The following is a 15311-nucleotide window of genomic DNA, read 5'->3' on the forward strand; positions in this document are numbered from 1 at the left end:
ACTTGTCCGGTCGGCGACAACTAGCTTGGCCGGTTTGATACACTCCAGACACATTAATCGAGAAGGATTTTTATGTCTGGAAAATCAATTACCCAAGAACAGGTCAAGTTATACATGTCACATCGAAAACAACCGAATCACACTCAAGCTTCATCAGCAGCCAAAGCAGGATTTTCAGAAAGATCAGCGCGACGCATTGATACAGGTAAGCACCCCGGCGGCACCACACAGCCCAGACAGTACAAAACTCGAAAAGATCCCTTAAATGGTGCTTTTGAACAACATTTAGTGCCCTTACTTGAGATTGAGCCCAAACTACAGCCCATTACCTTATTAGAAGCACTGGAAGAGCTAGAACCCGGTCAATTTGACAACACTCACCTAAGAACACTGCAACGCCGAGTCAAACGCTGGCGTGCTCAGGAAGGACCGGAGCAAGAAGTTATTTTTCAACAAAAACACATTGCCGGTGATATGGGTATTTCAGATTACCTGGGCTAATGAGCTTAAAATCACGATTGACGGAGAAGATTTTAAACACAAACTTTATCACTACCGATTGGTTTATAGTGGCTGGACTTATGTTCAAGTTGTCTTAGGTGGAGAGAGCTTTGAATCTCTTTCTTCAGGCTTACAAAATGCGCTATGGCAATCAGGCGGTGTCCCTGTAAGCCACCGAACCGATAGCCTAAGTGCTGCATTTAACAATCATTATGAACAAGAAAAGCTGACCGAGCGTTATGAAAAATTATGTCAATACTATGGTATAAAAGCCACTCGAAACAATAAAGGCATTGCCCATGAAAATGGAGCCATTGAATCCCCTAATGGTCATTTAAAACGCCGAATCGAACAAAAGCTACTCCTTCGTGGCAGTCGAGATTTTACCGCCTTATTGGATTATGAAGCCTTTATTGATGACATCGTTCGCCAAATAAACATACGCTGTAAAACACGATTTAATGAAGAAAAAGCACACTTAAAACCGCTTCCCAGCCGCCGCACCAATGGCTTTAGTGAGCTCTATGTTAAAGTCACCACAAGGAGTACCATTTCAGTTAAACGAGTCACTTATACCGTACCCTCCCGATTGATTGGTACCACGTTATTGATCCATATTTATGATCAACATTTAGATTGTTTCTATGGTCATGAATTGACCTTAAGTTTAAAGCGTATTTATGCACACCGCCATATCCGTTCGCGTTCAATCAATTATAAACATATCATTCACTCGTTAGCCAAAAAGCCCAATGCCTTTAAATCATCGGCTTACCGAGATGATATTGTCCCAGAAGGTGATTTCACCCTGATTTGGGAAAATCTCAAACAAACGGGCATTCATGATGATGATTGCCGTTATATGGTGAGCTTGCTGTCCATTGCCGATGCCTATGATTGTGAAGCAGCGCTGGGTCGTTTTGTCTTAGCCTCGTTAGAAGCCGGCAGTCGAGTTTCCATCAAAGCGTGCCGTGACTTTTTTGCGCCCATGTCGGTTGATAGACCTCAGTACACCAGTCAGCAACATGACTTATCGACCTACAATGTATTACTGGGGAATTAATATGGCCAATGCACAAAGTTTACCGTTTTTACTCAAAGAATTACGTTTAACGACCATGGTCAAACAATGGCAGCAGGTTTCACAAAAAGCCATTGAATTAGATTGGGAGCCTGAATTATTTTTAGCCCATTTATGTGAATTAGAAACCAGTTACCGGCATGACAATAAATTAAAGCGCTTATTAAGAGAAAGCAAACTACCCATTGGTAAACAGTTATCACAGTATGACTTTAATGAAATAACCGGTGTGACAGCCCAACAGCTCAAACAAAAATCACTCAGTTAAACTGGCTCAGGCAAGGACATAATCTGCTTTTATTTGGTGCCAGTGGTCTGGGGAAAACGCATTTAGCCGCCGCTATTGGTTACGCACTCATCGAGCAATCAGTGCGGGTTAAATTCATGAGCAGCACTTCATTGGTGCAAATGCTTCAAAAGGCAAAAGAAGCGTTATCTCTGGAATTTGAACTGAAAAAGCTGGATAAATATGAGTTACTTATTCTTGATGATATTGGCTATGTCAAAAAAACCAATAGTGAAAGCCAGGTACTATTTGAATTAATTGCGCACCGATATGAACGCAATAGCTTGCTCATTACCTCAAACCAGGCTTTCAGTGAATGGGATAGTATCTTCACTGACAATATGATGACAGTGGCTGCCATTGACCGACTCATTCATCATGCGTCTATTTATCAAATTGAAGGCGACAGTTATCGTAGAAAACAAGCGATGAAAGGCTTAGATTAATGGCTAACTCATTGATCGCTGAACATTTTAAAAGCAAGATAAAAAGCATAGAGCGGGCGAAAAGCCAAAAAGCTCAAAGTGGCCTCGTGCAAGAGCAAAAGCCGCACATCGGTCGCTTTTCGCCCTAGAGCCAGATCAAGAGCAGCGACTAAAGAAAAATCAAGTTAAAAAGAAGAGCAGACAATTAAAGGAGAATAATCGATTGTAAAAAACTCACTATGAATAAAATAATAAATTAGAAACCGGCCAAGCTAATTGTCGCCAACCGGACAAGGTAGTTGACGCCAGATACCATGGCCACCGCCTCTATTTTTTCAGTGGTTTCCTTCGGTATTCGTTTTAAAAACTTTGTAAATACATCTGAAGTTCGACCTGTTTCTACCCCGATTAAATGTCCTTCAACCATATCATAAATGACCGTCATATAATCATGGCCTTTTGCTCTGGCCACTTCATCAACACCGATATATTTTAAGTCCTTTAATTTTTCGGGCTCTAATGCAGGCAATGTTTTTTCAAGATAAGCTTTGTCAATATTCTTAACGGTTTCCCAACGTATATTGAGATGCCTGGAAACAGCCTGAATGCTGATATGACGACAAAGACCACTAATCATATGACAAAATCGTTGTGTAAAACGACAGCCTTTATCAACAAAGTCACATCGCTCTATTCGGCGTTCATTTTTACTGATACAAACCTGAGCTAACTCAATTTCCAGATAGCATGGATAGCATGGATAGCATGGATAGCCCATAAATGGCACATCACGTACTTGTCTTTTTATGTATCGATTTATCGTCCCTTGCTGACCGGTTAAGGGATCAATTACCTTCCTTCGCTTGTCTCTTTGACAGATTATATGAACTGTCTCATGGTGTTTATTTAACGTTATTTCATTGACTCTTTGGCCAGTCAGTCCCAAAATGGTTGGTGAGATGTTGATACTCATATTACCTATTGCTTATAAAACCTTCAGAAGCTTTATATTTCAACAGGTTTCTTGAATATTAGCATCTTTCTTCACTCATCAAAGCGGAGAAGAGCCATATTTTGACTTCACCCGTAGGGTGACTACGAATAAAGCCAAAATAACCTGTAAAACCCTTAATCTTCAGCGTCTAAGTCGCTCTCGCTACGATTCAACTGATTATTTTAGGTTAAAATGTTTATTTGTCAGAAAATACTGACAATAGACAAATATCAATAGATTAATACTCCCTGTCTGATGGGCAACTATCTGAGGTATATTTTTAACAAAATACCGCTATACTTGAACCCATGTCAACAAGAAAAATTTCCATTTCCCAATTACGAAAAGGTATGTTCATCCATGAGCTTGATATCTCATGGATGAAAAGTCCCTTTTTACGTCATCGCCGCAAGATAGGTAGTAATAATGATATTGCCCTATTAAAAAAAGCCGGTGTAAAACAACTCACCATCGACCTATCCCGTGGCGATGATCTGCAAACATCAACACCTGAATCTATCGAAGCACCTGTCATTGAAGAAAATAGAGTCTCTGAACACGAGCAACAGCCAGAGAAAGAAATTCCAGCGCCTAAAGCAACGGAAACAAAATCAAAACTGACCGAAGAACTAAAAATAGCTAAAGTCTTGCAAAGTAAGATAGGCAAATTGGTTAACCAACTGGCCTCACTGGTGAAGGATGGCCAGCCGATTTCAGCACAAAGTATCACTCCTGTCATTAATGAGGCCTTAGAAAGTATTACTCGAAATGATCAGGCATTATTAACCATGTTGCACTTGCAGCGTCAGGACTTAAAATTAAGTGATCATGGTTTTGGGGTGTTTGCAGTGACCCTGCCTTTGGCATTAAAACTGGAATGTAGTGAAGAAGAAATTAATGAATTGGGTATGGCTGCCTTGCTGCATGATACGGGCTGGGCACGTTTACCGATGCATTTATTTGGCAAAAAAAAGGCCTATACCACCTCAGAAATGACTTTGATTCAACAGCACCCTGCTATTGTCGAAAATGTATTAAATAAAAGTGCTGACTTTCCTGAACGCGTTAAATTGATTGTTAAACAGCATCATGAATTAGGCGATGGTAGTGGCTATCCCGGCAAACTTAAAGGTGATGCCGTCCATAAACTGACAGAAATTTTACAAGTAGCGGATGCCTATGATGAGTTAATGCATGGGCTTATGGACAAGCCGGGTATGTTACCGTCAAATGCGCTGAAAAAAATATATCAAGCTGCCAGAAGTGGTCAGTATAGCGAAGTGGTTGTCAGTGCCATGATTCATGTGATGGGGATTTTTCCACTTACCAGCGCCATTGAATTAAGCAATGGTGAAAAAGCACTGGTAATAGAAATCGATAAACAGAAACCCTTATTACCCCGCATACAAATCGTTTATCAAGCGAATGGAGAAGCCAGTAAAGAAGAAAAAATCATTGATTTAGCCAATCAGGCAGAAGGTGAAGATATTAAGATTATTAAAGTAATCGATCCCATCAATGATAAGGATGATCCGTTAAATTTATTGCGAGTGGAAAGTGTTTAGTCACTTTTCAAAGCTATCTTGAAATATCGGATGAATGCTTATGGATAAGAAGTCACAACTCAGCAGCAAAACAGCCATTACACTCTATCAACACCTGGCTGATGGTGTGCTCCATATTGCTAAAGATAATACCATTATTGCCCTTAATCCTGCCGCAGAAAAGATGCTGCAATGGCAACAGCATGAGCTTGTTGGACGTAAGGCACATGATATTATTTGTGCTTTAGATGGGCGCTATCGTCATACTCGAGAAAATTGCTGTCTGAGTAATCCTCAGTCAAACGTCGATGACGCAGAGATAGAGCCAGAGCAGGAACAAAGTTCTGAGTTTGTCTGGGTGGATAAAAAAGGTTCTTATCTACAAATTGACGCGCGAATTATAGTGGTTGAAGCAGATCAAAGCTTTATTATTTTATTTCGAGACTGTTCTGAGAGTGGTTATAGCGAAGGTGAAATTAAACGTCTTTCACTCTTTCCTGAATTAAACCCCGCACCTATTCTACAAGTTGATGATCAGGCGATGATTCATTATGCTAATCCGGCAATGACTGAGCTAATGGTGGAATATGGCTTTGATGATATGGGCAGACCACAAATATTCCCCGATAATATTGAGCAATACCTTGCTCGTTGCATTGAACATGAAGAAAGCATTGAAGGCATAGAAAAAGAATTTGAAGACAATTGGTATCTATGGAATTTTCATCCCATAGAACACCATGAACTCAATTTGGTTCAAGTCTATGGCCTAGAGATCACCGCAAGAAAAAAATATGAGCAAAACTTAAAACAACTTAAGGAGCTGGCTGAAGCGCATAATGAGCAAAAAAGTAATTTTGTTGCCAATATGAGCCATGAATTAAGAACACCGATGAATGGTGTGATTGGTTTGAGTGGCTTATTACTGGATACCGAATTAAATAATGAACAAGAAGACTTTGTTCACAAAATACAATCATCTGCCAGCTCATTGCTCTATATTATTAATGATATTCTGGATATATCAAAAATAGAGTCTGGAAAATTAGACATTGATCCAGTCCCCTTTAATTTTTATCAATTGATTATTGAAGCAATTAATATTGTTGAACTTAAGGCCAAAGAAAAAAATGTCGAGTTAGAATATCAGCTTGATATCGATATGCCTGAATATCTTATTGGTGATGCAATACGCATTAGACAAATTCTCATTAACTTTATTACCAATGCGGTTAAGTTTACTGCCAAAGGTTATGTGTTAATCGATATAATCTGTCATGAACGCAGTGCTGATAAAGTTGATTTTAGTATCCGGGTGAAAGATACCGGGATAGGCATTAGTGCAGACAAAATAGATTATGTGTTCGGGAAATTCAATCAGGCAGACCTGTCAACCACAAGGGAATTTGGTGGGACAGGTCTTGGTTTGGCGATCAGTAAGGAACTCACTGAATTAATGGGTGGAGAAATTGGTCTTGAAAGTGAATTAGAACATGGCTCTACTTTCTGGTCACGGTTTAGCTTTGAAATAGACAAACGTCAGGCTGAGATTGAGAAAAATGATGTTACATTAGAAACACCCTTAACATTAATAATAATTGGTGGCTTACCGCTTGCCATTAAAGTACTCATAAAATTAATTCAATCATGGCATCAGGTTACTATCATAAGCTCTGCAAAGATTTTAGATGCAGAAAAATTTATAGCCGGACAGATAAAGAAAAATCTATCAATGGGAACCTTAGTGGCTGTCTTTTTTGATAATTTCAGTGACTATGATATCCAATCATTTTTACAATCACCAATGCTTCAAACGCAACAGAAGTTTAGGGCTTTAGCCATTAACAATAAAAGTGAAACTAATCTTGAGACTAGGTATAAAAAATTAGGCTTGCATGGCTTTATTAAAAAACCCTTTAGCCCGAGATTATTCAAAGAATTTGTGCATGATTTAATTATGAGTGATTCTTTTGTGGTTGGCCATTGCCGTCCACAAAGTGAAGCATTGGCACAAGCTGCAGAGATTAAGCTCAAAGTACTATTGGCAGAAGATAACTTAGTCAATCAAATGGTCGCTAAAACCTTGCTCAAAAAAGCAGGCTGTGACGTGGATGTAGTGGTTAATGGACAGTTAGCCGTCGAAGCCTGGCAACAAGGAAATTATGATGCCATTTTTATGGATTGTCAGATGCCGGTGATGGATGGCTATCAGGCCACTCGAGAAATACGTAAGCAAGAAGCTGAGAAAAACAACTCTGAAATAAATGGCTCAGAAAAAGGTAGCAATGAGGAAAAAAGCATTCCTATTATTGCCCTGACGGCAAATGCGATGGATGGTGAGCAGGACAATTGCTATGCTGCAGGTATGGATCAATTTCTTACTAAGCCAATTGATATTAAACCCTTACATGAAGTATTACATCGAGTCATGCGAGCTTCATAGAAATATATCCAAACTTGCTAATTCAATTACATGAGCTAAACTGAGAATTGATTAAATCCCTTTCTTATCCTAGGTTGAGGCAATGAATTTTTATCCTAATAGCAAGCTAAAATATGGCTTTAAATACTTTCTACTCATCATCAGTGGCTTGCTGATAGCATCTTGTTCAGACGACAAGCAATCACTTGATAGTAGGCCCATAGAAATAGTTCTAGCGGCTGAAATGAGCCTATTGCCTGCTACTGTCTGGGTGGCTGAAAAACAGGGCTATTTTAAAAAACATCATATTAATCTAATGATCCGTGAATACGACTCTGGGAGAAATGCTCTGGAAGCGATGCTCAAAGATCCACAAATTAACATATCGACTGTTGCTCAAACGCCGGTGGTATTTAATAGTTTTAAACAAGAGCCCTATGTGATTTTTGCTACTATGGCTTATTCACTGGATGATATTAAAGTATCTTGATTACCCACAAAGCTCCGCCATATTTCGATAATTATACTATAATTATACTATAATTAAAGTATAGATTATGTGTGGAGTAGAATGATGTCAAAAAATAAAATTCAGTTTCAAGAAGGTTATAGTTTATTTGAGCTTTTTAATGATTATGGCACTGACAAACAGTGCCGACAAGCCTTATTTAAATGGAAATTTCCTGATGGATTTGTTTGCCCAGAGTGTGGCAATAAGACTTATTGCACTCTAGAACATCACCATCTTTATCAGTGCCACCATTGTCATCATCAGACATCAGCAACCTGTGGGACAATATTTGATAGTACCAAACTGCCTTTATCTAAGTGGTTTTTAGCGATTCATCTTATGACTCAATTGAAGACAGCGGTTTCAGCATTAGAATTAAAGAGACAGCTTAAGGTAAGCTACAATACAGCCTGGAGTATGAAACAAAAGATCATGCAGGTTATGAAAGAACGTGATGACAGTAAACCTTTATCAGGCATCATTCAAATTGATGATGCCTACTGGGGTGGTGAGCACAGAGGCGGCTCCAGAGGTCGTGGTTCAGAAAATAAAACACCGTTCGTTGCAGCCGTTTCTACTAATGAAGATGGACACCCGATTGCAATGAATTTAAATGTGCTTAAAGGGTTTAAATCCAGTGAAATAAAACGATGGGCACAAACTCATTTAACACCTGGAAGTACTGTTTACTCAGATGGGTTAAATTGTTTTCCTGCGGTTAAAGAAGCTTGTAAGCATGTTCCAATCGTCACGGGTGGTGGTGCGGCAAGTGTTGATAAAATTGAGTTTATCTGGGTTAACACTATGATAGGTAATATTAAAAACTCTATGAAGGGAAGCTATCATTCCATTAACTCAAAACATTTACCTCGGTATCTTGCTGAATTTTGTTATCGGTTTAATAGACGCTTTAACTTAAAAGACATGATGCCAAGGTTTTTATGCGTGGCGATGAAAACGCCACCTATGAATGGAAAGCTCCTAAAAATGGCGGAGCTTTATGGGTAATCAAGTAAAGTATTGGCACGTAAGGATCATGGTATTAGTACGCCTCTTGATCTTAAGGGTAAAAAAATTGGTGCGACGGTACGTTCAACTGGGCATTATTTTCTGGAAGGTTTTTTAAATCACTATAATTATAGCTTGAACGATATTGAATTAATTGATATTAATGCGGCAGAGTTGAAAGGTAAATTAGAGGAAGGTGAAGTGGATGCCATTACCAGTTGGGAACCGCATATTTCTAATGCTGAAAAATCTATCGGTAAAGACAAGCTGAGTTTATTAATTAGTCCGACCCCTTTTAGAAAAGATTTCTTTTTTACTGCCAATAAACACTATGCTCAATTGCATAATGATGACTTGAAACGTTTTTTACTGGCACTGATTGATGCTGAAGATTATATCAGCAACAATCCAAATGAAGCACAAGTCATTATTGCACAGAAACTAAAAGTTTCTCCTGATGTCATTAAAAAGATCTGGAAAACTTTTACCTTTGAAATAACACTGGAACAATCTATTCTGGTGAACTTGGAAAATGAAGCCATTTGGGCGAAAGGACTATCAAATGATTATCAAGAGATCCCCAACTATCTGGAGTTTATTGATGTGACACCCTTGTCAACAGTCAAACCACATGGTGTGAATTTAATTCATTAAACTAAAGTTTAAATTACATGTCACTGACTAAACAATTAAGATTATTTGTGGCCATCATTATTGTGATGGCCTTATTCTCCTTGTCAATTTATTTTGAGTTGACCCATAGTGTCAGGGAGCATAGAAAAAACTATGAAAATTTAAACACAATTATTCAGGGCGTTTTTGAACTCAACTTATTGACCACTGAATATTTATCAGTGCGTTCTAAGCGCTCAGAAACGCAATGGAAAAAACGTCATGCCTCACTTACTAACCAAATTCTTATTTCATCTCGTAGTGTAGGCAATAAGTCACGACAGATATTAATGCGAGCAAGATTTGATTTAGCCAATATTCGTAGTCTATTTTTCAAAATTTTAGTCGCACATCAACAAATTGCGATTGATAATAAACATAATTTACGGCTAGTAAAAAGGTTGGCCGATCAGGTTCGTCTAACGTCACAAAAAGTGGTTTCAGATATTAATCGTGTAGGCACTTTGACCCTTATTACATTAAAAGAAACTGAAGCAAAGGCCATCAGTAGTTTACAACTGCTTATGGTATTAGTCTTTCTTGTGTTAGTTGGCATTATGATTTGGGTACAGCGCTCTTTTATTGTGCCGATTACAAAACTCAAAGATTATTCGGAAAAATTAATTGGGGGTGATTATCATCGTGCAATAAAAATTAATGGTAAAAATGAAATGGCAGATCTGGCGATGAGTTTTAATACGCTAGCGGTCGCCATTGCCGATAAAATTGAGCGTTTGACCGAGCAAACGGTTTATCTGGAAGATTCAAAAGTACAGCTGGAAGTGACTAACAAAGAATTAGAGTCCTATGCTTATTCTATTTCCCATGATTTACGCTCACCATTACGCAGTATTGATGGTTTTAGCTTGGTCTTATTAGAAGATTTTGGTGATACTCTGGATGAAGAGGCACTTGGTTATTTACAGCGTATTAGAACCGGTACTAAAAAAATGTCTGAACTGATCACAGAGTTATTAAATATATCCAGAATCATGAAGGAAGGCATGAAGTTGGAAAAAATAGATTTACAGAAAATGGCCAACGAAGAAATAAATGTGCTGAGAGACACCTATATAGATAAGAATATCCAGTTTTCATGTGCAAAATTATCAATGGTTGTGGGTGATAATGCTTTATTGCGTTCGGTCATTGAAAACTTGCTGAACAATGCTATAAAATATTCTCAAAAAGAAGATCCTATTATTGTCAAAATGGGTCTGTTGCAAATGCAGATGGTTGATGAAAGCACTAAAGAAGTTCATAATCAAAGTGTGTTCTTTGTCAAAGACAATGGCGTTGGCTTTGATATGAAACATAAAAACAAACTCTTTAAACCATTTCAGCGCCTGCATAAGGTGAATGAATTTGAAGGTTCAGGTATTGGACTGGCAACGGTACAACGCATACTGATTCGGCATAATGGTGAGATCTGGGCAGAATCAGTCATGGGCCAAGGTGCAACATTTTACTTTACCCTGAACTTAAGTGAAGAAGAGTTAATACAAACTGAATTAAATAACAAATCTGACTAATATGGAATTCTGGCAACAAGGACTTTTACAATGAGCGAAGAAAAACATTATATTCTCTACGTCGATGACAGCGAAGATGATGTCATTATGGCAAGGCGAGCCTTTAAAAAAAGTAATTTAGCCACCGCTATTGTTACCCTAAGCGATGGTCAGGAATGTATTGACTATATTTTTGCTGAGGGTGATTTTGAAGGTGAAGCGCATAGTTTGCCGATGGTGATCTTATTGGACTTAAACATGCCTCGGGTCGATGGTTTTGAGGTGCTGGAATATTTACGCAGCCATGAAGAGACAAAAAATATCCCGATTGTGGTACTGACCACCTCAGATGCGAAAAATGATATTTCCAAAGCTTATGAGCTGGGCGCAAATAGTTTTATCACCAAGCCTCTTAAAACAGAAGATTTTTTTAGCACCATCGTTGATATCAATATGTACTGGTCAGTCCACAATAAAATAAACTCAGACTAAGCTACAGACAGCTACAAATAGTCATTTTTTAGCTTCACATAATGCTCAGAAGAATATTGTAATCCAGTAATTTCTTCTTCGGTGAGAGGACGGATTCTTTTCGCAGGACTGCCAACATAGAGATAACCGCTTTCCAGACGCTTATTCGGTGCGACCAGCGCACCAGCAGCCAGAAAAACGTTTTTTTCCAGATGAGCGCCATCTAATACAATTGCACCCATACCAATCAGACAATTATCTTCAACGGTGCAGCCATGTAAGACAACATTGTGCCCTACCGTCACTTGACTACCAATGCTTAAAGGAAAACCGCCGGGGTGCTTATTGGTGTGATCATGGGTCACATGCAAGGTGCTACCATCCTGAATACTGGTATTCGCACCAATTTTAATCCAGTTAACATCACCACGCAGAGTGGTATTAGGCCAGATTGAACTATCAGTGCCGATACTGACCTGACCAATCACTTGAGCAGACTCATCAATATAAACACCTTCAGCAATATCCGGTGCATGGTTTTTAAAGTCTCGAATACTCATATTTATTAATGCTCGCTGGTCTATTTATTTAGCGCCTGGCTCACTTAACGCATAGCTCACTTAGCGCATAGTGACTAATTCTTCAGCGCTACAAGGGTGGATGGCAATGGTATTATCAAAATCAGCCTTAGTCGCACCCATTTTGATAGCGACAGCAAAGCCCTGCATCATTTCATCAACCCCGGGGCCAATCATGTGACACCCGACAATTTTTTCCTGTGCACCAATACAAATGAGCTTCATGGCGGTGGGTGCTTTATGTTCGGTAAAAGCATGAGACATGGGGTTAAAGCGAGTGCTATAAACCTTAACAGTATCCCCATGAGAATTATGTGCCTGTTCTTCAGTCAGACCAATCGTTGCAATGGGCGGATGGCTGAAAACGACCGTGGCAATATTGCTATAATCCAGCTTTCTATCAGGCATATTATTAAAGAGTCGATCAGATAAACGACGCGCTGCAGCAATCGCTACTGGGGTTAAAGCCGCCTTGCCATTCACATCACCTAATGAACAAATACCCTTAACATTGGTTTCTTCATACTCATCACTGGGAATGAAACCATTTTTATCCATCTCAACACCTGCTGCCGATAAATTAAGATCGGCAGTATTAGGTGCGCGGCCAATGGCCCAGATCAGAGCATCGACATTATTCACCTGCTGATTCTTAGTGCAGTGTAAGGTGAGCATTCCATTGTCGTTTTTCTCTACGGTCTCAACTTCTGTGGTACTGAGTAAGACAATATTCGGATCGTCCTGTAATACCTGGGCAAGTGTTTGCGATACGATGGGATCAAAACTACCCAGCACATGGCCTTTACGTATCAGTAGTGTTACTTGACTACCCAGACTGCTCATCAGCCCTGCAAGTTCGACTGCGATATAGCCAGAACCGACAATAGTAATATGCTTGGGCTGTTCTTTTAGGGCAAAGAAACCATCGGAAGTCAGACCTAAATCAGCACCGGGCAAGTCCGGTATGACCGGATAGCCACCTGGCGCAACCACAATATGGTCAGCGGTGAATTGTTCACCATTCACTTCAATGGTTTTGGCATCGACAAAGCGTGCTGTACCATTGATATAATCAATTTTCGAGTCTTTTAGGTAATTACCATACCAGTCAGTGATACCATTGATATAGCCTTCACGTTGTGCGATTAATTTACTCCAGTTTAGGCCGTTATTGCTGACATCAAAGCCATAATCGCGTGCATCAGCAAGGCCATGGGCTAAATTAGCCGCATTCCACATGATTTTTTTCGGTACACAGCCAATATTGACGCAGGTTCCGCCCACCTTACTGCTTTCTATTACCAGACACTGCTTACCATACTCAGCGCCACGTTCCGCTGCTGAAATACCACCGCTACCAGCGCCAATAGAGATTAAATCATAGTGTTTTGACATATAGATACCTAAAAAAGTCTGTGAAAAATGTTTATCCTTACTATGTTGGGGATCTCTGCTAGTATTGTCAATATTTAGTCGCTTAATATTTTTCATTAATACGAGTTATGACGGTATGAGTTTCAATAGTTTGAGTGCAGAACTAAGACAACAACGGCATCAGATGCATGATACTTGCCGACAATTTAATCGCAGTCCTTCAAGGGGTAACTTACAGCGAATAAAAGCATTATTTTTAAGTTGTGGTGACGAGGTTTTTATCGAATCGGGATTCCATTGTGATTATGGCGATAAAATTACTTTGGGCGATCGGGTTTATTTCAATATAAATTGCACCCTATTAGATGGTGGCCTGATCACCATTGGTGATGATTGTTTAATTGGCCCTTATGTGCAGATTTTAACGATAAATCATGCCACCTCACCCCGAGAGCGTTTAGCAAAAGCAAGTTTTGCTCAAGATGTTAGCATCGCAAATAATGTTTGGTTAGGCGCAGGCGTAATTATTTTACCCGGCCTATGCATAGGGAGTGGCGCAGTGATTGCTGCGGGTAGTGTTGTGACTAAAAATATCCCGGAAAATTCCCTCTATTCGGGTAATCCAGCAAAATTTATTCGTTTATTAGAATAGCCACTTAATAAATTTAAAATTGAATACGCTTAATATTTTTTACTTTGCGTATCCAGGGTGTTGATTTTAATTGGAAAACAGCCGGTAGTTGAGCGATGGCTTGTTTCGCATTTGTATAGCTTTTATAGTGACCATAAAGTAAGACAAAGGAGGTTTTCTTTGCTTGTTTTAACTGCAAAATGTAGCTTGCTTCATCGATGTATTGATCGGTGAGATGGCTAATGCTACTGTATTGATTAGCGCTGAGGAGTTGTAAGACATAGTGATCATCATCAAGCTTTTTAAAACGCAGGGTGTCGTGTTCTAAACGCAAGTTAGCTGTGGAAGACTGGTGCTGCTTGGTTAAATTTTTATTTAGAGGCTTATGAGTACGAGCTTGATTTACTTCTTTTAAAGAAGGAGGGGTTAAAGATTTGCTAAGCTGCTGCAGGCGCAGTCGAGCATCTTGGTAGCCTGCCTTTTGTGCCAGACGAAACCATTTTTTTGCCTGAGAGGTGCTTTTTTTGATGCCATGGCCGCCGGTGCTATAAATTTCACCTAATAAAAATAAGGCCAGGCCACTGCCTTCTTCGGCAGGGATTAAAAGTAAATCATGTGCCTTTTGAAAATCTTGCTCAACACCCATGCCCTTAATATACATAAAGCCCAGATCACGCAAGGCATCAGAGTTACTTTGATCGGCGGCTTTTTCTAACCAGAAAATACCTCGTGACAAATTAAGCGATACACCTTTCCCGGTGAGATATCGTGTTGCCAGACTATGTTGTGCTGGGCCATAACCGCTTTCAGCTGCCTGAGAAAACCAATGAGTGGCAAGACGAGCATCTTGTGCGCCGCCAATTCCTTTGTTATATAAACTGGCTAATTGAAATTGTGCTTGTAAATAATCATTCTGTGCAGACTTTTTCAATAGTTGCCGGGCTTTGACCACATCTCTTTTTATATCGAGACCGGCATAATATTTCATCCCCAAATAATATTGGGCTGCAGGTAAATTTTGCGCAACAGCAGATTCAAAGTACTTAAGCGCCAGGCGGGCATCTTTCTTTACACCCTTGCCTTGCTCATACAATAATCCAATGGAATACTGAGCAACAGGATTACCCTGTTCCGCCAATGGTGCCCAAAGGCTTAAGGCTTCGAGGTAATTGCCCTGAGAAAAATAAAAAGCACCGCGTTCAAAATCATCTTCAGCCAATGTCAGAGGGGCATAAAAGAGAGTGCATATCAGTATGCAAAGTATAGGGATTTTTATGAGGTGCATGGTTCGCAAAAAATAAG

Annotated in this window: 12 protein-coding genes and 2 pseudogenes; 10 read left to right on the forward strand and 4 right to left on the reverse strand. The window is 39.5% G+C overall.

Annotated features, from left to right (window positions below; genetic code table 11):
* Positions 1–72 precede the first annotated feature (72 nt).
* Together istA and istB are read left to right on the forward strand one after the other, a co-directional pair.
* Positions 73–1564, forward strand: a pseudogene (gene istA / locus JEU79_RS04345) (IS21 family transposase).
* A gap of 1 nt (position 1565) precedes the next feature.
* A pseudogene (gene istB, locus JEU79_RS04350) lies at positions 1566–2314 on the forward strand (IS21-like element helper ATPase IstB).
* 235 nt (positions 2315–2549) lie between these two features.
* Here the strand turns inward: istB and JEU79_RS04355 are convergent.
* Positions 2550–3266: a helix-turn-helix domain-containing protein gene (locus JEU79_RS04355; protein WP_198263114.1), complete on the reverse strand. Its 717-nt coding sequence runs from the start codon at positions 3264–3266 to the stop codon at positions 2550–2552.
* 329 nt (positions 3267–3595) lie between these two features.
* On the opposite strand from JEU79_RS04355, the gene JEU79_RS04360 reads away from it, so the two are divergent.
* The 7 genes from JEU79_RS04360 to JEU79_RS04390 all read left to right on the forward strand — a co-directional run bounded on the left by JEU79_RS04360 (position 3596) and on the right by JEU79_RS04390 (position 11447).
* The gene (locus tag JEU79_RS04360) at positions 3596–4852 is read left to right on the forward strand and encodes a cyclic di-GMP phosphodiesterase (RefSeq protein WP_198263115.1); all 1257 of its coding nucleotides are present in this window, start codon (positions 3596–3598) and stop codon (positions 4850–4852) included.
* Positions 4853–4892: 40 nt separating this feature from the next.
* Positions 4893–7274, forward strand: coding sequence for an ATP-binding protein (locus JEU79_RS04365; RefSeq protein WP_198263116.1), 2382 nt, complete (start codon positions 4893–4895; stop codon positions 7272–7274).
* 82 nt (positions 7275–7356) lie between these two features.
* Positions 7357–7743 carry a substrate-binding domain-containing protein gene (locus JEU79_RS04370; protein WP_198263117.1) on the forward strand — a complete coding sequence of 129 codons (387 nt, stop codon included), beginning with the start codon at positions 7357–7359 and terminating at the stop codon, positions 7741–7743.
* An 84-nt stretch (positions 7744–7827) separates the two neighbouring features.
* A complete protein-coding gene (locus JEU79_RS04375) occupies positions 7828–8772 on the forward strand; it encodes an IS1595 family transposase (RefSeq protein ID WP_198263118.1) in 945 nt (314 codons plus the stop codon).
* Between the two features lie 12 nt (positions 8773–8784).
* Entirely contained in the window at positions 8785–9426 is a 642-nt protein-coding gene (locus tag JEU79_RS04380) for an ABC transporter substrate-binding protein (RefSeq protein WP_198263119.1), read from the forward strand.
* A 17-nt stretch (positions 9427–9443) separates the two neighbouring features.
* The gene (locus JEU79_RS04385) at positions 9444–10976 is read left to right on the forward strand and encodes a sensor histidine kinase (RefSeq protein ID WP_198263120.1); all 1533 of its coding nucleotides are present in this window, start codon (positions 9444–9446) and stop codon (positions 10974–10976) included.
* A 30-nt stretch (positions 10977–11006) separates the two neighbouring features.
* Entirely contained in the window at positions 11007–11447 is a 441-nt protein-coding gene (locus tag JEU79_RS04390; protein ID WP_198263121.1) for a response regulator, read from the forward strand.
* Positions 11448–11458: 11 nt separating this feature from the next.
* Here JEU79_RS04390 and JEU79_RS04395 read toward each other — a convergent pair whose 3' ends face one another.
* Entirely contained in the window at positions 11459–11986 is a 528-nt protein-coding gene (locus JEU79_RS04395; protein WP_198263122.1) for a gamma carbonic anhydrase family protein, read from the reverse strand.
* Positions 11987–12046: 60 nt separating this feature from the next.
* Positions 12047–13399: a glutathione-disulfide reductase gene (gene gorA / locus JEU79_RS04400; protein WP_198263123.1), complete on the reverse strand. Its 1353-nt coding sequence runs from the start codon at positions 13397–13399 to the stop codon at positions 12047–12049.
* A gap of 115 nt (positions 13400–13514) precedes the next feature.
* On the opposite strand from gorA, the gene JEU79_RS04405 reads away from it, so the two are divergent.
* Positions 13515–14030 (forward strand): sugar O-acetyltransferase, encoded by a 516-nt coding sequence (locus tag JEU79_RS04405; RefSeq protein ID WP_198263124.1) that lies wholly within the window; start codon positions 13515–13517, stop codon positions 14028–14030.
* Between the two features lie 13 nt (positions 14031–14043).
* Here JEU79_RS04405 and JEU79_RS04410 read toward each other — a convergent pair whose 3' ends face one another.
* Entirely contained in the window at positions 14044–15228 is a 1185-nt protein-coding gene (locus tag JEU79_RS04410) for a tetratricopeptide repeat protein (protein ID WP_198263125.1), read from the reverse strand.
* Between the last annotated feature and the right edge of the window lie 83 nt (positions 15229–15311).

The sequence above is a fragment of the sulfur-oxidizing endosymbiont of Gigantopelta aegis genome, from assembly GCF_016097415.1.
In the GTDB taxonomy this organism is placed as follows: Bacteria; Pseudomonadota; Gammaproteobacteria; order GRL18; family GRL18; genus GRL18.

Coding starts and splice junctions, on each gene's coding strand:
- JEU79_RS04355 (WP_198263114.1), bottom strand. CDS start 3,266: ATGAGTATCAACATCTCACCAACCATTTTGGGACTGACTGGCCAAAGA.
- JEU79_RS04360 (WP_198263115.1), top strand. CDS start 3,596: ATGTCAACAAGAAAAATTTCCATTTCCCAATTACGAAAAGGTATGTTC.
- JEU79_RS04365 (WP_198263116.1), top strand. CDS start 4,893: ATGGATAAGAAGTCACAACTCAGCAGCAAAACAGCCATTACACTCTAT.
- JEU79_RS04370 (WP_198263117.1), top strand. CDS start 7,357: ATGAATTTTTATCCTAATAGCAAGCTAAAATATGGCTTTAAATACTTT.
- JEU79_RS04375 (WP_198263118.1), top strand. CDS start 7,828: ATGTCAAAAAATAAAATTCAGTTTCAAGAAGGTTATAGTTTATTTGAG.
- JEU79_RS04385 (WP_198263120.1), top strand. CDS start 9,444: ATGTCACTGACTAAACAATTAAGATTATTTGTGGCCATCATTATTGTG.
- JEU79_RS04390 (WP_198263121.1), top strand. CDS start 11,007: ATGAGCGAAGAAAAACATTATATTCTCTACGTCGATGACAGCGAAGAT.
- JEU79_RS04395 (WP_198263122.1), bottom strand. CDS start 11,986: ATGAGTATTCGAGACTTTAAAAACCATGCACCGGATATTGCTGAAGGT.
- gorA (WP_198263123.1), bottom strand. CDS start 13,399: ATGTCAAAACACTATGATTTAATCTCTATTGGCGCTGGTAGCGGTGGT.
- JEU79_RS04405 (WP_198263124.1), top strand. CDS start 13,515: ATGAGTTTCAATAGTTTGAGTGCAGAACTAAGACAACAACGGCATCAG.